The sequence below is a fragment of the Streptomyces sp. ISL-11 genome (assembly GCF_018614525.1).
In the GTDB taxonomy this organism is placed as follows: Bacteria; Actinomycetota; Actinomycetes; order Streptomycetales; family Streptomycetaceae; genus Streptomyces.
In genome coordinates, this window is sequence record NZ_JAGGOL010000036.1 from 39,416 (window position 1) to 64,466 (window position 25,051).

The 25,051-nt window shown below is 73.4% G+C and carries 18 protein-coding genes; 9 read left to right on the top strand and 9 right to left on the bottom strand.

What is annotated here, in order from left to right; translation table 11 throughout:
* Positions 1 to 71 precede the first annotated feature (71 nt).
* Positions 72 to 914, bottom strand: coding sequence for a hypothetical protein (locus tag J7E86_RS10275; protein ID WP_215081256.1), 843 nt, complete (start codon positions 912 to 914; stop codon positions 72 to 74).
* A gap of 11 nt (positions 915 to 925) precedes the next feature.
* Positions 926 to 1,495, bottom strand: coding sequence for a papain-like cysteine protease family protein (locus J7E86_RS10280; protein WP_215081257.1), 570 nt, complete (start codon positions 1,493 to 1,495; stop codon positions 926 to 928).
* 378 nt (positions 1,496 to 1,873) lie between these two features.
* Here J7E86_RS10280 and J7E86_RS10285 point away from each other — a divergent pair, with 378 nt between their 5' ends.
* From J7E86_RS10285 to J7E86_RS31825, 5 genes are all read left to right on the top strand, one after another.
* On the top strand, positions 1,874 to 2,836 hold the full coding sequence (locus J7E86_RS10285; RefSeq protein ID WP_215081258.1) for an ABC transporter ATP-binding protein: 963 nt from the start codon (positions 1,874 to 1,876) through the stop codon (positions 2,834 to 2,836).
* Positions 2,833 to 3,828 (top strand): ABC transporter permease subunit, encoded by a 996-nt coding sequence (locus tag J7E86_RS10290; protein WP_215081259.1) that lies wholly within the window; start codon positions 2,833 to 2,835, stop codon positions 3,826 to 3,828. Before J7E86_RS10285 ends, J7E86_RS10290 begins: the two co-directional genes overlap by 4 nt.
* A gap of 28 nt (positions 3,829 to 3,856) precedes the next feature.
* On the top strand, positions 3,857 to 4,270 hold the full coding sequence (locus J7E86_RS10295; protein WP_251018927.1) for a GntR family transcriptional regulator: 414 nt from the start codon (positions 3,857 to 3,859) through the stop codon (positions 4,268 to 4,270).
* 68 nt (positions 4,271 to 4,338) lie between these two features.
* The gene (locus J7E86_RS10300) at positions 4,339 to 5,550 is read left to right on the top strand and encodes a hypothetical protein (RefSeq protein WP_251018928.1); all 1,212 of its coding nucleotides are present in this window, start codon (positions 4,339 to 4,341) and stop codon (positions 5,548 to 5,550) included.
* A 193-nt stretch (positions 5,551 to 5,743) separates the two neighbouring features.
* Complete coding sequence (locus J7E86_RS31825; protein WP_215081260.1) at positions 5,744 to 6,328, top strand: RNA polymerase sigma factor; 585 nt, start codon at positions 5,744 to 5,746, stop codon at positions 6,326 to 6,328.
* On the opposite strand, the gene J7E86_RS10310 is transcribed toward J7E86_RS31825, so the two are convergent.
* The 4 genes from J7E86_RS10310 to J7E86_RS10325 form a co-directional block, all read right to left on the bottom strand.
* Entirely contained in the window at positions 6,280 to 6,918 is a 639-nt protein-coding gene (locus J7E86_RS10310) for a DUF4865 family protein (RefSeq protein WP_215081261.1), read from the bottom strand. The genes J7E86_RS31825 and J7E86_RS10310 overlap by 49 nt on opposite strands.
* A gap of 13 nt (positions 6,919 to 6,931) precedes the next feature.
* Positions 6,932 to 7,498, bottom strand: coding sequence for a TetR/AcrR family transcriptional regulator (locus J7E86_RS10315; protein WP_215081262.1), 567 nt, complete (start codon positions 7,496 to 7,498; stop codon positions 6,932 to 6,934).
* A 66-nt stretch (positions 7,499 to 7,564) separates the two neighbouring features.
* Entirely contained in the window at positions 7,565 to 8,764 is a 1,200-nt protein-coding gene (locus J7E86_RS10320) for an MFS transporter (RefSeq protein ID WP_374223785.1), read from the bottom strand.
* Positions 8,765 to 9,076: 312 nt separating this feature from the next.
* A complete protein-coding gene (locus tag J7E86_RS10325; protein ID WP_215081263.1) occupies positions 9,077 to 9,877 on the bottom strand; it encodes an ABC transporter ATP-binding protein in 801 nt (266 codons plus the stop codon).
* A gap of 198 nt (positions 9,878 to 10,075) precedes the next feature.
* Here J7E86_RS10325 and J7E86_RS10330 point away from each other — a divergent pair, with 198 nt between their 5' ends.
* Entirely contained in the window at positions 10,076 to 11,071 is a 996-nt protein-coding gene (locus J7E86_RS10330) for an ABC transporter substrate-binding protein (RefSeq protein WP_215081264.1), read from the top strand.
* A 101-nt stretch (positions 11,072 to 11,172) separates the two neighbouring features.
* Here the strand turns inward: J7E86_RS10330 and J7E86_RS10335 are convergent, their stop codons facing one another.
* Positions 11,173 to 12,303 carry a M20 family metallopeptidase gene (locus tag J7E86_RS10335; protein WP_215081265.1) on the bottom strand — a complete coding sequence of 377 codons (1,131 nt, stop codon included), beginning with the start codon at positions 12,301 to 12,303 and terminating at the stop codon, positions 11,173 to 11,175.
* Between the two features lie 139 nt (positions 12,304 to 12,442).
* Here J7E86_RS10335 and J7E86_RS10340 point away from each other — a divergent pair, with 139 nt between their 5' ends.
* Genes J7E86_RS10340 through J7E86_RS10350 form a run of 3 tightly spaced genes read left to right on the top strand, consistent with a single transcriptional unit; the run spans position 12,443 to position 21,286 of the window.
* Complete coding sequence (locus J7E86_RS10340; protein WP_215081266.1) at positions 12,443 to 19,657, top strand: non-ribosomal peptide synthetase; 7,215 nt, start codon at positions 12,443 to 12,445, stop codon at positions 19,655 to 19,657.
* Positions 19,658 to 19,661: 4 nt separating this feature from the next.
* Positions 19,662 to 19,862, top strand: coding sequence for an MbtH family NRPS accessory protein (locus J7E86_RS10345; RefSeq protein ID WP_215081267.1), 201 nt, complete (start codon positions 19,662 to 19,664; stop codon positions 19,860 to 19,862).
* A 5-nt stretch (positions 19,863 to 19,867) separates the two neighbouring features.
* A complete protein-coding gene (locus J7E86_RS10350) occupies positions 19,868 to 21,286 on the top strand; it encodes a DHA2 family efflux MFS transporter permease subunit (protein ID WP_215081268.1) in 1,419 nt (472 codons plus the stop codon).
* 81 nt (positions 21,287 to 21,367) lie between these two features.
* On the opposite strand, the gene fes is transcribed toward J7E86_RS10350, so the two are convergent.
* Together fes and fhuB are read right to left on the bottom strand one after the other, a co-directional pair.
* Positions 21,368 to 22,591, bottom strand: a complete 1,224-nt coding sequence (gene fes, locus J7E86_RS10355; RefSeq protein WP_215081269.1) for an enterochelin esterase — start codon at positions 22,589 to 22,591, stop codon at positions 21,368 to 21,370.
* A gap of 246 nt (positions 22,592 to 22,837) precedes the next feature.
* Complete coding sequence (gene fhuB / locus J7E86_RS10360) at positions 22,838 to 25,024, bottom strand: Fe(3+)-hydroxamate ABC transporter permease FhuB (RefSeq protein ID WP_215081270.1); 2,187 nt, start codon at positions 25,022 to 25,024, stop codon at positions 22,838 to 22,840.
* Positions 25,025 to 25,051 lie beyond the last annotated feature (27 nt).

Below are 25,051 nucleotides of genomic sequence, written 5' to 3' on the forward strand. Positions count from 1 at the left end.
CCCTGCCGGGCGGTCGTATGCGGCGCCCCCCGTCCGCGTACGACCGCCCGGCCCTTTCGTCTTCTACCGGTTCACGACCGCGGCCGGGTCCGCCCGCGGTACGCGCGCAGGGCGAACGCGCCGCCCGCGAGCGTCAGCGCCGCGCCCGAGCCGCCGAGCACCAGGGGCGCCGGGGACTCGCTGTCCCGCGCCGCCGCGGTGGGCCGGTAGCCGCTGGAGAGGCCCTTCGTGTCGTACTCCGAGCCCGGCAACTTGTCCGCGTAGCGGGCGGTCACCAGCTTCTGGTACTCGGCGAGCGACACCTTGTCCTTGCCACCGAGCCCGGCGGTCGCCGCGTCGTTGAGCGGGGCGACGCTGTCGAGGGTGACCCGGTACCAGGCGCGGATCTGCGGCTCGGCGAACACCGTGATGGCCGGCGTGGCCCTGCCGGCGAAGGTGAAGTCGCCGTCACCGTCACGCACGGCCGCCAGCCGCCATTCGCCGCCCCCGCCGGGGAGCACGAGCATGACGGTGGCCTGTTTGCCGTCGGCGCTGGTCACCAGGGACACCAGATAGGTGAGCCGCACCGCCTCCAGCAGGTCCGGCTTCGCCTTTCCGGCGACGAAATCGGGTGTGATCTCGTTCAGGGCGATCGGGTCCTGCGTGCTGAACGTCTGCTTCGGATCGCAGGGCCCGGCCTTGACGGGAGCCTTCTGCTCACCGGTCTTCCCACCGCTCTTGGCCATCATGGTGAGGAAGCGGCAGACCTTGTCCTTGACCGGGGCCGAGTGGAGCACCGTGAGGGCACCCTGGTAGTCGGGGACGTCCTTGGGGCCGCCGGCGGCCTGTGCCGGTGCGCAGACGGCGGCCAGCAGTGCCGCCGCGCCGAGGGGCAGGCCGAGGAACAGCTCGGGGGAGATTCGCGTGCCGCGCATGACCGCCTGCCTCAGCCTGTCTCGCCGATGCGGGAATGGGTCCAGCTGAACGAGCTGTTGTTGACGTACGCGTCGTAGTCCCACCACGTGTACGTGGCGGTGTCCGGCCAGGGGTCGCCGACCCCCACGGTCGACTGGTTCGGGTCGTAGCCGTAGACGACGTTCATGTGGCCGCCGCCGGACTTCCAGCCGATGCGGACGGCGACGGGCCGGATGCCCTCGATCTCCTGGCCGACCTCGTTGAAGGTGGCGGCGCGGCTGAGGCCCTGCCCGGTGCTGCGGAAGCCCATGTTGGACCAGGCGTTGGCCATGTCGTCGAGCGTGGCGGGCTGATTGTTGCAGCTCAGGCCGCTGTTCTTGGCCGCGAGGTCGCAGAAATCGGTCTGGCTGTACTGGGTGTGGCCGAAGTACCGCGCGATCGTCAGGCCGGAGGCGTCCCAGCACCACTGGGACTTCTCCTGCTTCAGCATGGTGATGCCGAGCCAGCGCTGCTCGGCCCGGGCCGGTGCCGCGGTGGCCGTCAGCAGGGCCGGGCCGGCCAGTGCCGCGGCCGCCGCTCCGGCGATGAGCTTGCGTCTCATGACGTCCTCCCTGGACCCGCGCCGCGCCGGCCGCGACGGGGTGAGTTCTCTCGGGGGATGGAGACCGATGACTTGCCGGATCCGCCGGGCGGCAAGCGATACGCGCGTCTCGCGCTCGATCGGGCCGGGCGAACCGTGGCCGGCCCGTGCCCCGGCCCGGAGGTGATTCCCTGTCGCCGGGCGCGATGTCAGCACAGCATCATGCGTCAACCTCGGGCAGAGGGCGCGGAGATGATTCACCCCAATGAGCGCACGGTGTGCACCAATGATGGCGATCTGGGCGACTTGTGACTTTCATTCCGTGTATTGACATGCGACCCGGTGATCCTTAATGCTCATTCCACTAGCTGACTAGTTAATTAGCAAGCAAGGTGGGTCATGGGTGGGACGACGTCAGCCGACGGCGTGAGCCGTTGGGCGATCGAGGCGCGGGGGCTGGGGAAGCGGTACCGGCGGCGGTGGGCCCTGCGGGACTGCTCGTTCCGGCTGCCGGCCGGGGCCGTCTGCGGGCTCGTGGGGTCCAACGGCGCGGGCAAGAGCACGCTGCTGAGCATCGCGGCGCGGATCACCCGGCCGACGACCGGGAGCCTGCGGATCCTCGGCATGCCCGTCACCGGCCCGGCGGCGCCGGCCCGGTGCGCCTTCGTGGCACAGGACAAGCCGCTGTTCCCGAGGTTCACCGTCGAGGAGACCCTGCGCCTGGGCCGGGAGCTCAATCCGCGCTGGGACCAGGGGATCGCCGAGCGGATCGTACGGTCCGGCCGGCTGGCCCCGCACACCCGCGTCGGAGCCCTCTCCGGCGGCCAGCGCTCCCGGCTGGCGCTCGCGCTGGCCTTCGGCAAGCGGCCCGAACTGCTGCTGCTCGACGAACCGGTGGCCGCACTGGACCCGCTCGCCGCCCACGACATCGCGGGCCTGCTGATGGCCGAGGCGGCCGAACAGGGCACGACCGTGCTCATGTCCTCCCACCAGCTGTCCGACGTGGCCACCATGTGCGACCACCTGCTGGCCGTCGCCGACGGCCGGCTCCGCCTCGCGGGCGAGATCGACGAGCTGCTGGGCGCCCACCGTCTGGTGACCGGCGCCCACCTCGTGGACGGCGTCCCGCAGGAGATCGCCCGGCACACCGTCGTCGAATCGCGCGCCACGGGCCGCCAGTTCACCGCCCTGATCCGGCGGCACGGACCGGTGGAGGGCGACTGGCGGGTCACCGAGCCCTCCCTGGAGGAGGTGCTGCTGGGCTACCTGCGCTCACCCGGCACCCCGGCCCTGGTGACGCCCGGCGCCCGCGTCGAGCACCCCGAAGACGAACAGAGCGAACCGCAGGAGGAGGCCGCGTGAGCGCGACCGCAGAGGAATCGGCCGGGCGCGCGGGCGAGGCCGGCAAGCAGCCGCCGCGCGTCCTGCGCGGCCTGGCGTGGCTGGTGTGGCGCCAGCACCGCACCGCCTTCGTGGCCTGTCTGCTCCTGACCGCCGCCGCGAGCGTGAACATGCTCTGGCAGCGGGCCTCGATGAACGACTGGCTGCGCCGGCACGAGGTGGCCACCCCCGTGCCGCGCGACCTGCTGATGGAGATGCAGGACGCGTACGGCGCGGCCTTCCAGGACGGGTCCTGGATCCTGTCGATGGTGCCCATCGTCGCGGGCGTATTCCTCGGCGCCCCGCTGATCTCCGGCGACCGGGAGCGCGGCACCGTGAAGCTGGTGACCACCCAGTCGGTCACGCGCGGCCGCTGGCTGGCCACCAAGCTCGGCATGGCGGCGCTGGTCACCGTCGTGTGCTCGGCCCTGCTCTCCGCCGTCTTCACCTGGTGGTGGGAGCCCGCGCACGAGGTCGTCAACGTGGGGGAGTGGTCGGGCGGTACCATCTTCGACCACACCGGACCGATGCCGGTGGCGATGGCCCTGCTCCACCTCGCCGTCGGTGTCGCCGCCGGTGTGCTCGTCCGCCGGACGCTGCCCGCCATGGTCCTCACCTTCGGCTTCGCCTTCGCCATGACGGAGGTGTGGGACCGGGTCCGGCTGCTGCCGTTCACGCCCCGCGTGATCACCAACCCGGTCGAGCTGGGACAGCCCCACGTACCCCGGGCCGCCGTGGCGTACGACAACTGGACCGTCGACGCGAACGGCGGGTTCCACGGCTTCGGCACCTGCTTCAACGAGCGCACGGGCGCCGCCTGCCGGGCCAACAAGGGGATCGTCGCCGAACGCCTGGAATACTTCGGCTACGACCAGATGAGCGCCATGCAGTGGACCTGCGCCGCGATCCTGCTGGCGGTCACCGCCGCGATCACCGGCCTCACCCTGTGGTGGGCCCGCCGGCGACCGCTGTGAGCCGCGGGACCTTCCGGTCGTCGCGCACATGGACGGAATGAGGGGGCGGCCGCAGATGGTCGAGTTCAGGATCGACCGGCACAGCGGGATGGCCGCCTACCTGCAGATCGTCCAGCAGGTCCAGGAGGCCCTCCGGCTGGGCATCCTGGCCGTCGGCGACCAGCTGCCCACCGCGGCCCGGGTCGCCCGCGACACCCGGCTCAACCCCAACACGACGCTCAAGGCGTACCGGGAGCTCGAACACCTGGGTCTCGTCGAACCCCGCCCCGGCGTGGGAACCTTCGTCAGCGCCATCCCGGCGCAGACCAGGCCACTCGCCGACTCCCCGCTGCGCGGGGAGCTCTCGGAGTGGATGCGCCGGGCACGCGGAGCGGGCCTGGACTGGGCGGACGTCTCCGCCCTCGTCACCGCGGCACGCGCCGAGCACTACCCGACGCCCTGAGGAACCGGCCGGCCCACCACGGGCTCGGTCCGCCCCGGACGCAGCACGAGCACACCAGACGGAACGGCATGACAACGATGAACCCGGCCCTCATACCCGGCTCCTCCACGACGGTGCCCCGCGCCCGGCCCTCGTGGAGCGAGCCCGGGCACACCCCTCTGCCGAAACGATTCTTCACTCGGGTGCGGCCCGCGCTCGCCATCTACGCGGTCACCGCCGTGCTCCACCTCGTGCTGCTCGCCGCCATGGGCGGCCCCGACGACCCCGGCCTGCGCCGGCGCCTGCTGTCCTGGGACGGCAACCTCTACGCGGACATCGCGGCCAACGGCTACCCGGACGCTTTCTCCTACGGCGAGGACGGCCGGCTCACCGGCAACAACCTGGCGTTCTTCCCGCTGTACCCACTGCTGATCCGCGTGGTCCACACGGTCACCCGCCTCGACCACGGGACGGCCGGCATCGTGGCCGCCCACCTCTCGCTGATCGCCGCGCTCGTCGTCGTGGGCGAGCTGCTCACCCGGCTGTACGGGCGCCGCACCGCGCTCGTGGCCCTCGTGCTGCTGGCCGGGGCGCAGCCCATGGCCCTGGCCTTCCTGATGTCCTACAGCGAGGCCCTGTTCCTGGCCCTGGCCGCCGGAACGCTCCTCGCCGCGCACCGCCGCGCCTGGCTCACCGCCGGCACCCTGGCGCTGCTCACCGGCCTGACCCGGCCCGCCGCCGTCGCGGCCGTCGCCGCCCTCGCCGTCGCCGCCGGCCTGCACCTGCTGCGCGAACGCCGCCTCATCCGGCGCCCGGTGGCGGCGGTCGCCCTCGCCTGCGCCGGCACCCCGCTGTACCTGTGGTGGGTGGGGGAGCGGGTGGGCGAGCCGGACGCGTGGTTCCGCATCCAGGAGGCCGGCTGGGGCACCCACTGGGACAACGGCGCGGCGTTCCTGGACTTCCTCGCGGAAACGCTTCGCCACGGCGAGGGCTGGGTGCCGGTGAGCGCCGCCGTCCTCCTCCTCGGACTGGTCTGCGCCACCCTGCTCACCTGGCACCGGGTCACCTGGCCGCCCTTGCTGGTGTACGGCACCGGCATCGTCGTGCTGACCCTCTGCCAGAGCAACTACTCCCACTCCAAACTGCGGCTGCTGGTCCCCGCCGTCCTCTTCCTCGTCCCCGCCGCCCGCGCGCTGGCCCGGGCCCGGACCCGTACGGCGGCCGTCACCCTCGGCGCGGCCACCCTGTTCGGCTGCTGGTACGGCGCCTACATGCTCACCACCTGGCACTACGCCATTTGAACCGCGGCGACCGAGCGGTTCCGCCCGTCCGGCAGGGAAGCGCTGACCGCAAACCCGTCACCGACCGGACGCGGAGAGCTAAGATTTTTGACGTGTTGCCGCATCAAAGGCCCGGTCCTCCGGTGCGCCGGGCAGCGGCACCGGCCGGCACGCACATCCACGCCGCGCGGCGGTTCTACGGATCGAGGGATCTGTGACTGGAGACTGGGAGCGGCTTCCGCCGGCCGGCACGCGCCGCCGTCGCCTGGCCGTCACCTTCGTGGCCTTCCACGAGCTGCACGCCGCCAAGTGGGGCGCGTACGCCCGGGTGCGCACCGGGGACCGGGAGGCCGCCGAGCGGATCGTGGCGGAGGTCTTCGCCCGGCTGCGGCCGTGCTGGCCGCACGTCCTGCGGCAGCCGTCGGCGGAGTCCTGCGCGTGGTCCTTATTGCGGGAGCACCTCGACCGCCACCCGGTCGACCGCGGTACGGCCGCCCACCCGCTCCGGGAGGAGCACCCATGGCGGTCCGGCCCGCCGGAGGAAGAGATGGAGCTGTGCGCGGCCGTCGCCCGGCTGCCCGAACGGCAGCGCGACGCCCTCGTGCTCCACTTCGTGATCGGCTACACCGTGGGGCAGGTCGCGGAACTCCTCGGCGTCGAGGAGGCCACGGCCCGTTCCCACATCGGCCACGCGCGACGCGCGCTCGCCGCCGTACCGGCGGCGCGGCACCGCGGCAGGGCGACGCCGTGTCAGGTGCCCGCCGCACCGGCCGTGGAATCCAGCCCGGCCGGGGTGTGAGGCCCGGGGCCCTGGAGTGGTGACCGCAGCCCCGGCGCCGACAGGTGCAGGACCTCGTAGCGCTCTGTGGCCGGCTCCGCCTCCGGCACCGCGTCCCGCCACAGCGTGAACCGCAGCAGCTGCCACCCGCACGGATCGAAGGCGAGCGCCGTCGTGTGCACGCCCTCCTCCCGCGCCGTCAGGAGCAGCGCGCCGAGCGCCTCCTCGACGGCCGCCGCCGGATCGGCGCCGGACGGCAGGGTGGTGATGTGCCGGGAGGCCGCCCGGGGCGTGCCGCCGCGGGCCGGACCGGCCTCGCACGCGACGCCGGTCCAGTGCCGTACGGCGGGCCGCCCGAAGTCGCGCAGGATGTTCTGGAAGCCACCGCCGCCGACGAGGAAGTGGCTCATCGCGCCGGTGTCGTTCCAGAGGTAGAAGGGGGCGTACTGGTTGACGGGCGAGCCGTCGGTGCCGCGTTCGCGGATGACGTACGCCTTGAGGCCGAGTCCGGGCCGGTCGTCGAGGAGGTGGCCGGAGCGGGCGACCCGGTTGCGGATGACCTTCATGTCGTAGTCGGCGGGCAGGGTGATCTCGTACTGCATGGCGTACACGTGCGGAACTCCCTTATGCGCGGGCGTGGCGGGTGAGCAGGCCGAGGACGCCCTCGACGGCCTGGTGGAACGGCTCGGCCGAGTCGGCCGCGCGGGCGAGGACGTAGCCGCCCTGGAGGACCGCGACGACGGTCGAGGCCGTGGCCACGGGGTCGAGCGAGGCGTCGAGTTCACCGCGTTCGCGGCCCTGGGCGAGGAGCTCCGCGAGCCGGCCGCGCAGCCAGTCGAAGGTCTCGTCGACCGGCCGGCGCAGCACGGGGTCGGCGACGATGTCCGGATCCTGGGTGAGGCGGCCGATCGGGCAGCCCTTGAGGACGTCGCGCTCGCGCAGCAGGTAGGCGGAGATCCGCTCCAGGGCCGTGCCCGGCCCCGCGAACCGCTCCTCCGCCGTGGCCCGCATCTCCTCCGCCGTGCGCCGGATCGCCGCGAGGGCGAGATCCGGCTTGCCGGTGAAGTGGTGGTACATGCTGCCCTGTCCGGCGCCGGCGCGCTGCTGGATGGCCTTGGGGCTCGTACCCACGTAGCCGCGTTCCCAGAGGAGTTCGCGCGTGCTGTCGATCAGACGTTCCGAGGTGCTCACGCGGAGCACTTTACATACTGGTAGGTACAGGAGCGAGTCCCGGGGGCGCGCGCACCGCGCCTTCGGTCAGTCCGTCCGTAGGGGCCGGCGCAGGAGGTACGCGCCCACGGTGGCCGTCAGGACCATCACGCACCCCGCGAAGACCAGGCCCGCCCCGCGCAGCCCCAGAGCCAGGGTGAGGGCCCCGACTCCCATCACCGGCAAGGAGATTCCGACGTAGGCGACGGCGAAGAAGGCCGAGATCGTCGCGCCCCGGCGCTCGTCCGGGGCCACCGCGCTCACGCTGGTCAGGGCCGCGCGGAAGGCGAGTCCCTGGCCGAGGCCCACGCCCACCGCGCCGACGACCAGCACCGGCAGGGATTCCACCAGGAGGGAGGTCGCCACGACGGCCATGCCGGCCGTCAGTACCAGGCAACCGGTGGGCAGCGCGCGCCGCGCGCCCACCCGGCCCATCGAGAACTGGCCGGCCGTGGAGGAGCAGAACACCGAGAAGACGACCAGGCCCGTAACGGCCAGGTCGTGCTCTCCCAGGGTCTGGGCGAGGAAGCCCGGCGCCACCGCGGTGAACAGTCCCAGGACGGAGAAGCCGGCGAACGCGGCCAGCCCGGCCGGCACGAACGCTCCGCGCGTCTCCTGGGGTACGACCATGCCCTGAGGGCGCAGCGGCGGGCGAGGAGTGCGGGGCTCCACGGTCTCCGGCAGGGCGCGGGTGACGGCGAAGGCCGCCGCGAGCAGAGCGATGTGCACCAGGAAGGGCAGCCGGAGCGGCCAGGGTGCGTACTGCGCCAGGAACCCCGACAGCAGGGGACCACAGCCCAGGCCGCCCATGTTGGCGGCCGTGGCGGCGAACGCCGCCTGTCCGCGCCGCTCCGGAGGCGCCAGTTCCAGTACGGCGGCCGTCGCGGCCCCGCTGAAGAGCCCCGCGGCGCATCCCGAGAGCAGCCGTCCCGCGAACAGCAGCGGCAGTCCGCTCTCCCCCAGGAAGCACCCCGCGCTCAGGACCGACAGCCCCAGAGCGGACAGCAGCACCGGGCGCCGGCCCAGAACGTCGGAGAAGTCGCCGGCCACCAGCAGCGCGGCGATCACACCGAACGCGTAGACCGCGAAGATCACGGTCACCATCAGCTCGGAGAACCCGATCCGTTCCTGGTAGAGCCCGTACAGCGGCGTCGGCAGCGTGGTCCCCGCCATGCCGACCGCGAACACCCCTGCGGCCGCGAGATACCAGTCCTGGGCGCGACGTTGTCCCACGTCTTGAGCGATCACGCCGCCATTCTTGCCGGATGGCCGGCCTTGACGGGCTTGCCATACCGGGGCGAATCGCTGCGAAATGGCGGTTGGCGGGGACCGCTCATGGTGTCCGGCGAGCCGTGGCCGTCTTTGCCGTCTGCGGCGGCGGGCGCCCTGCGTGCGCGTCCTCAAACTCCCCCAGCTACCGCTGGTAGGTACCCCCAACGGGCTTGAATTCGGCTGAGCTCAGCCAATTCCAGCCCGTCCGGCGATTGAGGACACCGCCGCGCAGCGGTGGTGCGCACGACGACGGCCCGCAGCCGCCCGCACCCGATCCACCGGACACCGCTAGCGCGCGGCGACCGCCGCTGCCGCGTGCCGCGCGGCCGGGACGACGACGGGGGAGCCGTCGTCCGGGGCCTGGAGGATGTCGGCCTCGATGCCGTACAGCTCGCGCACCAAGGCGCTGTCGACGACGTCGCGGGGCGCCCCCTGGGCGACGATCCGCCCGTCCTTCATGGCGACGACGGTGTCGGCGTAGCGGGCCGCGCCGGCCAGGTCGTGCAGGACCATCACGACCGTACGGCCCGCCACGGCCACCTCGCGCACGAGGTCGAGGACCTCGACGGCATGGCCGATGTCGAGCGCGCTGGTCGGCTCGTCGAGGAGGACCACCGGGGTCTCCTGGGCCAGCACCATCGCCAGCCAGCAGCGCTGCCGCTGGCCCCCGGAGAGCTGGTCGAGGCGGCGGTCGGCGAGGCCGGCGACGCCGGTGGCGCGCAGCGCCTCCCCGACGGCCCGCTCGTCCTCGCGGGACCACTGGCGGAACAGGCCCTGGTGCGGGTGGCGTCCGTAGCGTACGAGCCCGGCGACCGTGACGGCCTCGGGGGCCAGCGGGGACTGGGGGAGGAGCGCGATGCGATGGGCGGCCTGCCGCTGCCGGAGCTGCCAGATGTCGGCGTCGCCCGCGAGGATCCGGCCGGACTCGGGCTGGTGGAGGCGGGCGATGGAGCGCAGCAGCGTGGACTTGCCGCAGCCGTTGGGCCCGACGATGGCGACGACCTCGCCGGAGGGGACGGTGAGGTCGACGCCTGCCACGGCGCGGTGGCCGGGGTAACCGGCGATGAGCTGTTCGACGCGGAGCTCCACGGGCGGGGGCCTTTCGGGACGATCGCCGGATTGTTATGGACCCTCCTGGCCGGAGAGCTTTAAGGTAAGGCTAACCTAATGTCCATCGTCGACCCGTGCGAGGGAACCCTTGTGCGGCCGGTCGACGCGTTTTCCTTTGCCGCACCCCTTTCTTCACCTCTTTTTTCTCCACCCCTCCTTACACGCCCGGAGCTTTCGATGACCTCACCCCACCGCTTCCTGCTGTCCGCCCCGCGCCGTGTGGTGCAGGTATGCGCCGCCGTCGGCGCGGCGGCCGTGCTGGTGACGGGCTGCGGCTCGGACTCGGGCAAGGGCTCCGGCGCGTCGGAGGCGGCGTCCGACTCCGCCGACAGCCGCACGGTCAAGGACGCGACCGGCAAGGCGATCCAGGTCCCGGCCCACCCCAAGCGCGTCGTGACGCTCACTCAGGAGGACCTCGACGCGGTGCTGGCCCTCGGCATCAAGCCGGTCGGCATCACCAACGGCCAGGGCCTCGCCAAGCCGCCCGCCTACCTCGCGGACAAGGTCAAGGACATCAAGGTCGTCGGCAACCTGCTCCAGCCGGTGATCGACAAGGTCGTCGCCGCCAAGCCCGACCTCATCCTGGCCGGCGACATGCAGGACGAGCAGATGCTCAAGCAGCTGCGCGAGATCACGCCCGCCACGCTGGTCACTATGGCCCCGACCGACGACTGGAAGCTGTCCTTCCGTGGCGTCGGCAACGCCGTCAACGCCCTGGACAAGGCCAACAAGGTCATCTCCGGCTACGAGGCCAAGGCCAAGAAGGCCGGAGAGGGCCTGGGCGGCAACAAGGGCGCCGAGGTCAGCATCGTGCGCTGGAACCCGGACGGCCCCAGCTGGATGGAGAGGAAGCAGTTCGCCAGTGGCGTCGCCCTGGACATGGGCCTCAAGCGCCCGAAGTCCCAGGACAAGGACGGCAACGCGCACACGCCGGCGCTGAGCCTGGAGAGGATCAACGAGATCGACGGCGACTGGCTCTTCCTCTCCACCCTCACCTCCGACGGTGAGAAGGCGCTGAAGGAGGTCCAGGAGAAGCCGGCGTACAAGGACCTGAACGCGGTCAAGAAGAACCACGCCGTGACGGTGGACGGTTCGGTGTGGTCGACGCGGGGTGGGCCGCTGGCGAGCGAGGTCGTCATCGACGACATCACGAAGGCGCTGACGAAGTCGTGAAGTGACCGGGGCTCCGCCCCGGGTCCTGGTCCTCGATCGCCGGACAGGCTCCTCTGGAGCCTGTCCGGCGATCGAGGACACCGCGCGGCAGTGCGGTCGGGCTATGCGCGCGCCGCCGCGAAATCCGCCGCCGTCCAGGCCATGCCCACCGCCCCGTCCAGCAGCGCCTGCTCACCCATGGGCGACACCGCCGCCTCCACGAACTCCGGCTCGTGCGGCCCGCAGGAGCCCCCCGTGATGTCCAGCACCGGATGAATCGACGGCACCACGTGCGAGACGTTGCCCATGTCCGTGCAGGCGAACGCCTCCCGCCGCTGCGGCTCCGGGCGGCCCAGCTCCCGCGCGTTGGCCCGCCACAGCGCGATGAGCCCGGGGTCGGTGCGGAAGTCCAGGTAGTCCGGCTCGGGGCGGGTGAGCGCGACCTCGCACCCCGTGGCCAGCGCCCCCGCGCGGAAGCACGCCTCGACCCGCTCCCGCAGCTCGCGCAGGTCCTCCGCGGCCGACGCGCGGATCTCGTACTCGGCGGTCGCCCGGTCGGGGATCAGGTTCGGCGCCGTGCCGGCGCCGGTGGTCACGCCGTGCACCTTCCACTGCGGCGGCAGTTGCTGGCGCAGCAGGCCGAGCGCGACCTGGGCGACCGTCAGGGCGTCGGCGGCGTTGCGGCCCTCGTGCGGATTGAGGCTGGGGTGGGCGGCCTTCCCGGTGTACGCGACCGAGAGGGTGCCCAGCGCGAACGAGCGGAACTCCGCCACCTCGAACGGGCACGGATGCACCATCATCGCCGCGTCCACCCCGTCGAACGCGCCGGCCTCCAGCAGCAGCGCCTTGCCCGCACCGCGCTCCTCGGCCGGGGTGCCCACGACCCGTACCGTCAGCCCCAGTTCGTCGGCGTGCGGCGCAAGGGCGAGCGCCGCGCCCACGCCGGCGGCGGCGATCAGATTGTGCCCGCAGGCGTGGCCGAGTCCGGGCAGGGCGTCGTACTCGCAGGCGATGGCCACGGTCACCGGGCCCGAACCGGCCGTCGCGGTGAAGGCCGTGTCGAGCCCGTACGCCGGTGCGGTGACGTCGAAGCCGTGCCCGCGCAGGAAGTCCGCGCACCAGCCGGCGGCGCGGTGCTCGGCGAAGGCGGTCTCGGGGTGCGCGTGGATGCGCCGGCTCAGCGTCAGGAGATCCTCGCGGTGGGCGAGTACGCGTGCGCGCAGGGCGGGCTTGAGGTCGTCGGCCGCGGTCATGGTCTGGCTCCTGTTCGTATCGCCCGCTGTGACGGAGACTCTCACGGGCGGGTAAAAAAATAGCTTAGGCTTACCTAAGCTGACATGCCGGGGGTCCGGTGTGGCCAGATCGCTGTCATACAACGGGAGTCCCCACGCCATGCGTCACCACCAGGCCGAGACCGATCCTGCCGCGCTGCCGCTGCTCGCCGCCCAGGCCGGAATCCTGTACGCGCAGGAACTCGCCCCCGACAGCCCGGTCTACAACACCGGTGACCGCGTGGAGATCCAAGGGCCCCTGGACGAGGAGCGCTTCGAACGGGCCCTGCGCCGCACGGCCGGCGAAGCCGAGAGCCTGGGCCTCCTCGTGACCGCGGGCGCCGGTGACGCACCTCCCGCGCAGCGCGTTTCCGCAGGACCGTCGGCACTTCGGCGGATCGACCTGCGCACCGCCGCCGACCCGCGCGCCGAGGCCGCGGCGTGGACGCGCGCGGACCTCGCCCGGCCCGTCGACCTCACCCGCGGTCCGCTGGTCACCCAGGCCCTCCTGCGCCTCGCCGACGACCGCTACTGGTGGTACCAGCGCGTCCACCACTTCGCCGTCGACGCCTACGCCCTGACCCTCATCGGCCGCCGCGTCGCCGAGGTCTACACCGCCCTCGCCGCCGGCGAGGAGCCCGCCCCCAACCCCTTCGGCACCCTGCGCGAGCTGGCCGACGACGAAGCCGCCTACCTCGCCGGTGAACAGCGCACCGCCGACCGCGACTTCTGGCGCGAGCGCTTCGCCGACCGGCCCGAACCCGTCTCGCTCTCCGACCGGCCCGTCGCCTCCGCGCGCGCGGTCGTGCGCCGCACCAGCACCCTCCCCGCAGGCACCCAGAACCGCCTGACGGAGGCCGCCGACACCGTCAAGGCCACCTGGGTGGAGCTCTTCGTCGCCGCCACAGCCGGCTATGTGCACCGCCTCACCGGTACCCCGGACGTCGTCCTCGGCCTGCCGCTCGCCAACCGCCGCGGCGCCGCCCTGCGCACCCCCGCCATGACCGTCAACGTCATGCCGCTGCGCATCGCCGTACGCCCCCAGGACACCGGCGCCGAACTCCTGCGCCGCGTCGTCCGCGAGATGCGCGCCGTCAACCGTCACGGGCGCTACCGGCTGGAGGACCTCCGCCGGGACCTCGGCCTCACCGGCAGCGAACAGCCTCTGTTCGGGCCGATGGTCAACATCAAGGCGTTCGAGGGCGAGGACCTGGACTTCGCCGGACTGCCCGGCACCGTACACAACCTCGCCGCCGGCCCCGTCGACGACCTCGCCGTCTCCGTCGTCCCCGCCCCGCACGGCGCACTGCGGATCGGCCTGGACGCCAACCCGGCACGCTACGACGCCGGATCGCTCGCCGGACATGAACAGGCGCTGCTCCGCTACCTCGACGCCCTCACCGGCCTGCTCCTGGACGCCCCGGACCGTCCCATCGGCACCCTCGACCTCCTCGACGCCGACGAGATCCACCGGGCCACCGCCGGGCGCGCCGAACCGGCCCCCGACCGCACCCTGCCCGAGCTCTTCACCGCACAGGCGGCCCGTACTCCCGACGCCGTGGCCGTCCGCAGCGGCGGCATCACCCTCACCTTCGCCGAACTCGAGTCCGCCGCCAACCGCCTCGCCCACGAACTCACCGCCTCCGGCGTGCAGGCGGAGACCTCCGTCGCCCTGGCCCTGCCGCGCAGCGCGGACACCGTCGTCGCCCTGCTCGCCGTCCTCAAGGCGGGCGGCGTCTGCCAGCCCCTCGACCTCGGCCACCCCGAACAGCGCCTGACCGCCGTCCTCGACGACACCCGCCCCGGCTGCCTCCTCGGCACCGCCGACGCCGTCCACGGGCTGCCCGCGCACTCCATGCCTATCGTGCTCCTGGACGACCCGGCCACCCGCGCCCGGATCGACGCCCGGCCCGCCACGGCACCCCCCGCCCCCGGACTCGCCCGAGCCGCGTACATCATCCACACCTCCGGCTCCACCGGCCGCCCCAAGGGCGTCGTCGTCACCCACGCCTCCCTCGCCAACCTCCACGCCGGGCACGGCACCGACCACATCGCACCCGCCGTCCGGCGCACCGGCCGGGACCGGCTGCGCGTCGCCCACAGCGCCTCCTTCGCCTTCGACGCCTCCTGGGACCCGCTGATCTGGATGGTCCACGGCCACGAACTGCACCTCCTGGACGACGCCGGCTACCGAGACCCGGCCGCCCTCGCCGCCTACGTCCACACCGAACGCGTCGACTACCTCGACGTCACCCCCTCCTACGCCGAGGCCCTCCTCGCCGAAGGGCTCCTGGACGAGGGCCGCCACCACCCGGCCATGGTCGTCGTCGGCGGCGAGACCGTGCCCGAACCCCTGTGGCGCCGCCTGGCCGCCACCGAGGGCCTGACCCCCCTGAACCTCTACGGCCCCACCGAGACCACCGTCGACGCCTATTACTGGGTGCCCGGCGAGGACGGGCAGGCCCACGGCAGCCCCGTGCGCGCCTCCCGCGCCTACGTCCTCGACAACTCCCTGCGGCCCGCGCCGACCGGCGTCACCGGCGAGCTCTACATCGCCGGCGCCTGCCTCGCCCGCGGCTACCTCGGCCGCCCCGACCTCACCGCCGAACGCTTCACCGCCGACCCCTTCGGCGCCCTCCACGGCGAGCCCGGCGCCGCCATGTACCGCACCGGCGACCTCGTGCGCCGCCGCCCCGACGGCACCCTGGAGTTCCTCGGCCGCGCCGACGACCAGGTGAAGATCCGCGGCTTCCGCATCGAACTCGGCGAGATCCAGGCCGTCGTGGCCGACCACCCGGCCGTCGCCCAGGCCGCCGTGATCGCCCGCGACACCGCCCACGGCAAGCGGCTCCTCGGCTACGCCGTGCCTACCGCCGACGCCTCCGGTATGTCAGACCTCGGCGATGACCTGCGCGCCCACCTCGCCGACCGGCTCCCCGCGCATATGGTGCCCGCCGCGATCGTCCTCCTCGACGCCCTGCCCCGCACCGCCAACGACAAGCTCGACCACCGCGCCCTGCCCGACCCGGAGCTCCTGACGAGCTCCGCGCACCGGGGACCGCGCACCCCGCAGGAAGAGATCGTGTGCGCTCTCTTCCACGACGTCCTGGGCCTGGACGCCCCGCCGTCCACAGACGCCGACTTCTTCGCCCTCGGCGGCCACTCGCTGCTCGCCGGGCGCCTCGCCTCCCGGATCCGCGACGCCGTCGACGGGACCATCCGCCTCGCCGACGTCTTCCGCAACCCCACCCCAGCTGCCCTCGCGGCCCTCCTCGGCAACAGCGACAGCGACAGTAATAACAGCAGCAGCGACGACCAGCCCGCCCTCGTGCCCGTACCCCGTATGGACCGGATGCCCTTGTCCCCGGCCCAGAAGGGGCTGTGGTTCATGTACCGCCTCGAAGGCGCCAGCCCCACGTACAACATCCCGCTCCTCCTCACCCTTTCCGGCCCCCTCGACCGGGACGCACTCGGCCTCGCCCTCCGCGACCTCACCCAGCGTCACGAGACACTTCGGACGGTATACCCCGCCACTGACAACGAGCCCTACCAGCGGATTCTCGCCCCCGACGAGGCCTGCCCCGAGCTGCACATCGCGCCCTCAGCCGACCAGGCCGACATCACCAAGGCCGTACGCCACTGCTTCGACCTCGCCGCCGAACCCCCACTGCGCGCCACCCTCTTCTCCGACGGGGAAGGCAGCCACACCCTTCTCCTCCTCCTGCACCACATCGCCGGCGACGGCGCCTCCACCACCCCCCTCGCCCGCGACCTCGCCACCGCCTACGTCGCCCGCGCCGCGGGCCGAGAACCCGAACTCCCGCCCCTGCCCATCCAGTACACCGACCACACCGCATGGCGGCAGTGCCTCCTCGGCACCACCGAAGCCCCCACCCCCCTCGCCACCCGGCAGCTCGACCACTGGAAGCAGGCCCTCGCCGGCCTGCCCGACCAGCTCGAACTCCCCACCGACCGCCCCCGCCCCGCCGTCGCCTCCCACGACGGCGACACCGTCCCCTTCCACCTCGACCGCCCCGCCCATGCCGCCGTCGAAGCGCTCGCCCGCACCACCGGCACCAGCGTCTTCATGGTCGTCCAGGCCGCCCTCGCCGCCCTCCTCTCCCGTTACGGCTGCGGCACGGACATCCCCATCGGCACCCCTGTCGCCGGGCGCGACGACGAGGCGACCGCCGACCTCGTCGGCTTCTTCGTCAACACGCTCGTCCTGCGCACCGACACCACCGGCGCCCCCACCTTCCGCACTCTCCTCGACCGCGTCCGCACCGCCACGCTCTCCGCTCACGACCACGGCGACCTGCCCTTCGACCGGCTCGTCGAGGCACTCAACCCGTCCCGCTCCCGCGCGCGGAACCCCTTGTTCCAGGTGATGCTCGCCTGGCAGTCCGTGCCCGACGCCGAGTTCGCGATGGGCCCCGGCCTCACCGCCCGCATGGGAACGGTTCCCTCCGGCACCGCCAAGTTCGACCTCACCCTCAACGCCGGTGAGCGGCCGGGCGGCGGCATCACCGGTTTCCTCGAATACCGCACCGACCTCTTCGACGCCGCCACCGCCGAAGCCCTCTCCACCCACCTCGCCCGGCTGCTCGCCGCGGCCGCCGCCGACCCCGACACCCCCATCGGCCGCCTGCCGCTCCTCGACGACGCCGAGCGCCACCGCTCCCTCGTCGAGTGGAACACCGGCACGCCCGCCCCCGAACCCGTCAAGCAGACCCTCGTCGAGCTCTACGAGGACGCCGCCCGCCGCCACCCCGGGCGCACCGCCGTCACCTGCGAGGGCACCGGCCTCACCTACGCCGAGCTGTCCGCCCGCGCCAACCGCCTCGCCCGCCTGCTCACCGCGCGCGGCATCGGCCCCGGCTCCATCGTCGCGCTCGCCCTGCCCCGGTCGCCCGAACTCGTCACCGGCCTGCTGGCCGTCGCCAAGTCCGGCGCCGCCTACCTGCCGATGGACCCCGACTACCCGGCCGACCGCCTGGCGTACATGCTCCGGGACGCCGCCCCCGCCGCCGTCGTCACCGACACCGCGACCGCGGCGCGCATCCCCGCCCACGACCTGCCGACCGTCCTCGTCGACGGCACCGAGGCCGACGCGTACGAGCCCACCGACCTGGCACCCGGCGAACGCGCCCGCCCCCTGCGGCCCGGCGACGTCGCGTACGTCATCTACACCTCCGGCTCCACCGGCCGCCCCAAGGGCGTCCCCGTCACCCACCACAACGTCGCCCGGCTGTTCTCCGCCACCGACCGGTGGTTCGGCTTCGGCGCCGACGACGTCTGGACGCTCTTCCACTCCTACGCCTTCGACTTCTCCGTCTGGGAACTGTGGGGCGCCCTCCTGCACGGCGGCCGGCTCGTCGTCGTCCCCCACCTCGTCAGCCGCGACCCGGCCGCGTTCCTGCGCCTCCTCGCCGCCGAGCGCGTCACCGTCCTCAACCAGACGCCGTCCGCCTTCTACCAGCTCAGCGCGGCCGACAAGGAGCACCCGGGCAGCGACCTCGCCCTGCGCTACGTCGTCTTCGGCGGCGAGGCACTCGAACTCGCCCGCCTCGCCGACTGGTACGACCGCCACGCCGAGGACGCCCCCACCCTCGTCAACATGTACGGCATCACCGAGACCACCGTGCACGTCTCCCACATCGCCCTCGACCGGGCCAAGGCAGCCGCCGGCGCGTCGAGCACCATCGGCGTCAACATCCCCGACCTGCGCGTCTACGTCCTCGACGACAGCCTCCAGCCCGTGCCGCCCGGCGTCACCGGCGAGATGTACGTCGCCGGCGAGGGCCTGGCCCGCGGCTACCTCGGCCGCCACGCCCTGACCGCCGAACGGTTCGTCGCCGACCCCTTCGCCCACCTCTTCGGCGAGAGCGGCACCCGGATGTACCGCTCGGGCGACCTCGCCCGCCGCCGCCGCGACGGCGACCTCGACTACTTCGGCCGCGCCGACCACCAGGTCAAGATCCGCGGCTTCCGTATCGAACTCGGCGAGATCGAGGGCGTCCTCGCCGATCACCCGGACGTCGCCGACGCCGCCGTCGTCGTCCGCGAGGACACCCCCGGCGACAAGCGCCTCGTCGCCTACGCCGTGCCCGCCCGCGAGACCACACCGGCCCTGCTGCGCGAGCACGCGGGCACCGGACTGCCCGCCCACATGGTGCCGTCGGCCGTCGTGCTCCTGGACCGGCTGCCGCTGACCGCCAACGGCAAGCTCGACCGCGAGGCCCTGCCCGCACCCGACCTCGCCGCCGCCGTCACCGGCGGCCGGCCCCCGCGCGGCCCCCGCGAGGAACAGCTGTGCGCGATCTTCGCCGATGTCCTGGGCCTGCCCCGGGTCGGCGTCGACGACAACTTCTTCGACCTCGGCGGCCACTCGCTCCTCGCCGTGCGCCTCGCCGGCCGCGTCAAGGAGGCCGTCGGAGCCGAGGTCGGCATCGGCACCGTCTTCCAGGCGCCGACGGTGGCCGCCCTCGACGCCGCGCTCGACGCGACGGAGGGCACGGACGCGCTGGACGTCCTGCTGCCGCTGCGCCCGGCGAACGAGGCCGGCCTCTCGGGAAAATCACCGCTGTACTGCGTCCACCCCGCCGGCGGCCTCAGCTGGTGCTACGCCGGACTCATCCGCCATCTGCCCGCCGACGTGCCGATCTACGGCCTCCAGGCGCAGGGCGTCGGCTCGGCCACCGCCGCCCTCCCGCTGCCCCGGACCCTGGAGGAGCTGGCCGCGCACTACGCCGACCGGCTCCGCGAGGTCCAGCCGGCGGGCCCGTACCGCCTGATGGGCTGGTCCACCGGCGGCATCATCGCCCAGGCCATGGCCACCCGCCTGCAGGACCTCGGCGCCGAGGTCGAGCTGCTCGCCATCCTCGACGCCTACCCGGCCGAGGGCTTCCGCGAGCTGCCCGTGCCCGACCAGGCCGAGGCCCTCGAAGCCCTGCTCGCCATGGGCGGTTACGGACCGGACAGCCTGGAGGGCAAGCCCTTCGAACTCGCCCACGTCACCGAGGTGCTGCGCCGCGAGGGCTCGCCGCTGGCCAGCCTGGACGACGCCACCATCGAGGCCCTCAACCGCACCTACCTCAACACCAACCACCTGGTGCGCGAGTTCGACCACCGCGTCTTCGACGGCGACGTGCTCTTCTTCCGGGCCACCATCGACACCATCGACGACGCCCTCACCCCTGAGACCTGGACCCCCTATGTGACCGGGCGCATCGTCAATACCGACGTCGCCTGCTCGCACAAGGACATGACCCTGCCCGAACCGATCGCGCACATCGCGAGCGTCATCGCCGACCACCTGCGGAACCTGGAGAACTGACCCCATGAGCGACGCACCCGCCAACCCCTTCGACGGCGACGGAGAGTTCCTCGTCCTCGTCAACGCCGAGGGCCGGCACAGCCTCTGGCCCGGGTTCGCCGCCGTGCCCGGCGGCTGGACCGTCGTCCACGGCCCGTGCGAGCGGCAGGCCGCCCTCGACTGGATCACCGAGCACTGGACCGATCTGACGCCGGCGGCCCGGTGAGAGGCATGACGCCGCGCATCGCCGTCGTGATCGTCTACACGGCGGCGATGTGCATGAACGGGCTCGACTCCACCATCGTCAACCCGGCGCTGCTCACCATCGCCCGGGACTTCGGCGAACCGGTGTCGGCCGCCAACACCGTCGAGGTCGCCTTCCTCGTCGCGCTCGCCGTCGCCCTGCCCGCCGCGGGATGGCTCGGCGACCGCCTCGGCACCAAGCGCGTCTTCCTCGGCGCGCTGGCCGTCTTCACCGCGGCCTCCGCCGCCTGCGGACTGGCCCAGGGGCTGCCGGAACTGGTGCTCGCCCGTGTGGCGCAGGGCATCGCGGGCGGGCTGCTCACGCCCGTCGGCATGACCCTGCTCTTCCGCACGTTCCCCCCGCACGAGCGGGTGAAGCTGTCGAAGGTGCTCATCGTGCCGACGGCCCTGATGCCCGCTCTCGGCCCGCCGCTCGGCGGCTTCCTGACCGAGCACCTCTCCTGGCACTGGCTGTTCTTCGTCAACGTGCCGATCGGCGCCGCCGCCGTTCTGCTCGGTGCGCTCGCGCTGCGAGAGCAGGTGGAGGGCACCGAGGACGGCTTCGACCGGACCGGCTTCCTGCTCGCCACGCCCGCCCTCGGCCTGCTCACCTACGCGCTCGGCTTCGGCCCCGCCCACGGGTGGACCTCGCCGGCCGTCGCGGCGAGCGCCGTGCTCGGCGTCGCCCTGCTCGTCGCCGCCTGTGTCCACCTGCGGAAGGCGAAGGCGCCGCTGCTGGACCTGAGACTCCTCACCGACCGGGTCTTCGCGTCGGCCACGGTTCTCGCCCTGGTCACCTCGGCCGGGCTGATGGGCGTCCTCTTCGCCTTCCCGCTGCTCTACCAGGCGGCCCTGGGGGCCTCGGCCCTGGACGCGGGGCTGAGCGTCTTCCCGGAGGCGCTGGGACTGATGCTGGCCTCCCAGGCGGTCGACCGACTGCTGCCCCGGCTCGGACCCCGCCTGCTCGCCGCACCCGCCCTGATCCTGGCGACGGCGGTCTTCGCCGCGCTGGCCCTGCCCGGCGTGGCCGAGAACGCCTGGGCGGTCCGGGCCCTGATGTTCTGCGTGGGCCTGGTGCTGGGAACGGCCGTACTCACCGTCCAGATCGCCGGGTTCGCGGACGTCGCGCCCCCGGCCATGGGCCAGGCGATGGGGCTGTTCACCATCGTGCGCACCCTGGGCGGCGCGCTGGGCATCGCCGCGACCGCGGGCGTCATCGCCGCGGCCGGCGGCGGGGACGGAGACGGCGGCGACGCGGCCCCCGGCCCCTATCGGGCGGCGATCCTCACCACCGCCGGCCTGGTCGCCCTCGGCACGCTCTTCGCCCTGAAGCTGCCCAAGGACGCCCCCGCGCCCCCACTGTTCGACGACGAACCGCGGGAGCGGGAGACACCGGCGGCGGCCTGACCCGGCCGCCCCGCACCGCTCCGCCCCCTGCCGGCTCGCGTCGGCAGGGGGCGGACCTGTGCGGGTGTACGGGACCGGCGGTCAGGAGCGGTCGGCCAGCAGGCCGGCGAGCCCGGTGGCGAGCCCGCCGCGCCAGCAGGCATAGTCATGGCCGCCGTTGAACTCCTCGTACGCGACCTCGTAGCCGCGTGCCCGCAGGACGTCCCGGAGATGGCGGTTCTGCGGCAGCAGCATCCACTCCTGAAGACCCACCTCCAGGTGGAAACGGACGGGCAGCCGCTCCCGCGCCGCGTACTGGCGGGTCAGCCACTCGCTGCCGCTGTCGAACTCCGTCCCGTCCGGCCACCAGAACGAGCCCGACTGCGACAGCGCGTTCCCGAACCGCTCCGGCCTGCGGAAGGCGGCGAACGCCGCCGTCAGCCCGCCCGCGCTCTGCCCGGCCACGACCGTCCGCGCCGGATCCTCCGCCGCCCCGTACTCCCGCACGGCCCACGGCAGCAGCACATCGGCCAGCCAGTCCACGAACTCCTCACTGCAACTGAGGTCGGCCATCCGCCGGTCCCGGCCCATGGTCTCCACCAGCAGCGTGACCGTCGGCGGAACGCGCTTCTCCGCGTGCAGATTGTCGAGCGTGTCCCCGAAGTCCAGCACCGGGCCCCACATCTCGCCGTCCAGCAGCACGGCGACGGCGTACGGGCCGTCCGCCGCGCGGTGCCCGGCGGGCAGATGGACCCCCACGCGCCGGCCGTCGACCACGGCCTCGATCCGCTCGCCGCGCGGTACGTCCGGACGCGGGTGCGCCCAGGGCTGGGCCGGGGCGTCGGAGAGCTCCAGTACGGACGACGGGTGCCGGCCGTCGCGCGACGGCAGCACCGGCGCCCCGTTCAGCGGATCCGGCACGGCCGAGTCGAGCACGCCCAGCCAGGCCCGGCGATCGGTGCGCGGCGCCTCCGCGCGGGGGCCGCGCCGCACGGAGAACTGATACGACGCCCGGTGATCGGCACGCAGCCGGTGACTGATCGCCCACACGTCCGTACCCGGCACCCTGCGCATCAGATGCGGGCTCAGGTCGCCGGCGTGCCGGTCCTTGTCGGTGACGGTGTGCAGGAGGGCCAGCACGTCGGTGGCGAGCGCGTCCCGCCAGAGGAAGGTGACGAGGCGGTAGGCGGGATCGCCGTTCCGGTCGGGTTCGACGAGGGGAGTGCCGGTGGCTTGCGCCTTTTGCCAGAAGTGCTCTTCGGCACGGGGCTCGCCGGCTCGTATGTCGTCGGCGAGCTTGCGCAGTGTCGGGCTCTGGGTCTCCATGGACTTCCTTTCGGTGGCAGGTACCCGGAGGTGCCGGAGTGAAGAGCCCCGATCCCGCCCCTTCCCGTAACCGGGGCTTCGCCCCGGACCCCAGTCCTCAATCGCCGGACGGGCTGAATGGTGCCCGGAACCGGCGGAAATCCAGCCCGGCCGGCGTTTGAGGCCACCGCGCGCAGCGCGGTCGGGGGCCCGGGGCGGAGCCCCGGTTACGGGAAGGGGCGGGTCGGGGAAGGAACCGCCGGCGACCTACACCCGCGCCGCCCCCGACCGCCCCAGCAACACCCACAGCAGGAACGGCCCGCCCAGAACGGTCGTCACGATGCCCACCGGCACCTCGACCCCGGAAAAGACGACCCGCCCCACCGTGTCCGCGAGGACGATCAGCACGGCACCCACCAGCATCGACCCCAGCACCGGCACCCGCAGCGGCCCCGCCAGCCGCCCCGCGATCACCGGCGATGCCAGCGCCACGAAACCGACGGGCCCGCAGATCCCCACCGCCAGGCCGGCCAGGCCCACCGCGAGCAGCAGGCACAGCAGCCGCACCCGGGCGGGCGCGACGCCCAGCGACGCGGCCGTCGAGTCGTCGAAGCGCAGCACGTCGAGGCGGCGGGCCACGACCAGGGCGAGCGGTACGAGGACGGCCAGGCCGATGAGGACCGGGCCGGCCACGGAGTAGCCGCGCCCGTTGAGGCTGCCGGAGGTCCACACGTACAGGGAGCTCGCGGAGTTGAGGGAACGGCGGGAGAGCACGACCTGGGTGACGGCGGAGGCGAGTGCCGACATGGCCAGGCCCACGACCAGCACGCGGTACCCGCGCTGCCCCAGCCCGCCGGAGACGGTGGTGACGACCAGGACGGCGGCGAGCGCGCCGACCGGCCCCGCCCACCACGCGCCGAACGTGCCGCTGAGGGTGGCGGAGAGCAGCACGGCGGCCGTCGCGCCGTCGTTGACGCCCAGGAGCTCGGGTGTGGCGAGGCGGTTGCGGGCGAGGGTCTGGGTCAGGCAGCCGGCGAGCCCGAGGGCCGCGCCGGCCGCGAGGCCGGCCACGATGCGGCCGAGCCGGAACTTCTGTACCAGCAGGACGTCGAAGCGGTCGCCGGAGCCGAAGACCGCGCCGAACGTGCGGCTCAGGCTCATCTCGCTCTGCCCGGCGTACGCGGACAGCACGACGGCCCCCACCAACAGGGCGGTCAGCAGCAGTGCGGCGAGCGCCGCCCGGCGCGGTACGAGCAGCGACAGCGCGCCGCGCCGCAGGACGAGACTGTCGGCGCGCTCCCGGGCCGGGCGGGGGAGCCGGGGCAGCCGGCGCCGGCCGGGCGTGCCGCCCTCGGCGGTGGCGGGGTCGGTCATGCCCATCGCGCCCAGCCGCTTCGAGCGGACGACGCCGATGAGGACGGGGGCGCCGAAGAGCGCGATGATGACGGACACCGGCGCCTCGAAGGGCCGGGAGACCACGCGGGCGAGGATGTCGGAGCCGGTCAGGACGCCCGCGCCGATGAGCCCGGCGAGGGCGATCTGTGCCGTCAGCCGGGGCCCGGTGACGGCGCGCGCGAGGAAGCCCGCGAGCAGGCCGAGGAAGGAGACCGGGCCGATCAGCGCCACGGACGCGGCGGTCAGCAGGGTCACCGCGAGGGCGACCACGACCCGGATCGCGCCGGGCCGGTGGCCCAGTCCGCGGGCGAGGTCGTCGCCGAGGGCGAGCGCGGACAGCGGCCGGGCGACCAGCAGGGCCACCACGAAGCCCATGGCCAGGACGGGCACGAGGCTGCCGAGCTTGGTGAAGCCCTCGACGCCGGCCAGCGAGCCCAGCACCCAGAACCGGAAGCGGTCGTAGGTCTCGGCGGAGTTCACGATCACCACGCTGGTGATGCCGCCGAAGGTGGCGCCCAGCGCGGATCCGGCGAGCACCAGCCGCATCGGTGAACCCCCGCCCCGGCGGCCCGCCATGAACAGCACCAGCGCGCTGGCGACCACGGCTCCGCCGAAGGCCCACAGCAGGTGGCCGAAGCCGCTCTGCACGCCGAGGAAGGCGATGGCGACCACGACGCCGAGCGAGGCGCCGGCGTTGACGCCGAGGAGTCCCGTCTCGGCGAGGGGGTTGCGGGTGACGGCCTGGAGCAGACAGCCGGCCGTGCCGAGCGCGGCGCCGACGGCGAGCGCGGTGAGCGTGCGGGGGATCCGCAGGTCTCCGACGACCAGGGACAGACGGGAGTTGTCGCGAGCGCCGTTCCGGCCCAGGAGGTAGTCCAGGACGTCGCCGGGCCCGACCTCGCCGGCGCCCACGGACAGCGAGAGGGCGGACAGGGCGAGAACGGCGAGTACCAGGGCGACCGAGGCGACCGCGATGGTCCGGGTGCCGTTCCGGCGGCCCGCCGGGGCCTGTTGGCCGGCGGGCCGCACCTCCGGAGGGCCCACTTGCGACAAAGTCATAAGGTAAGGCTAGCCTAAGCGGGTTGG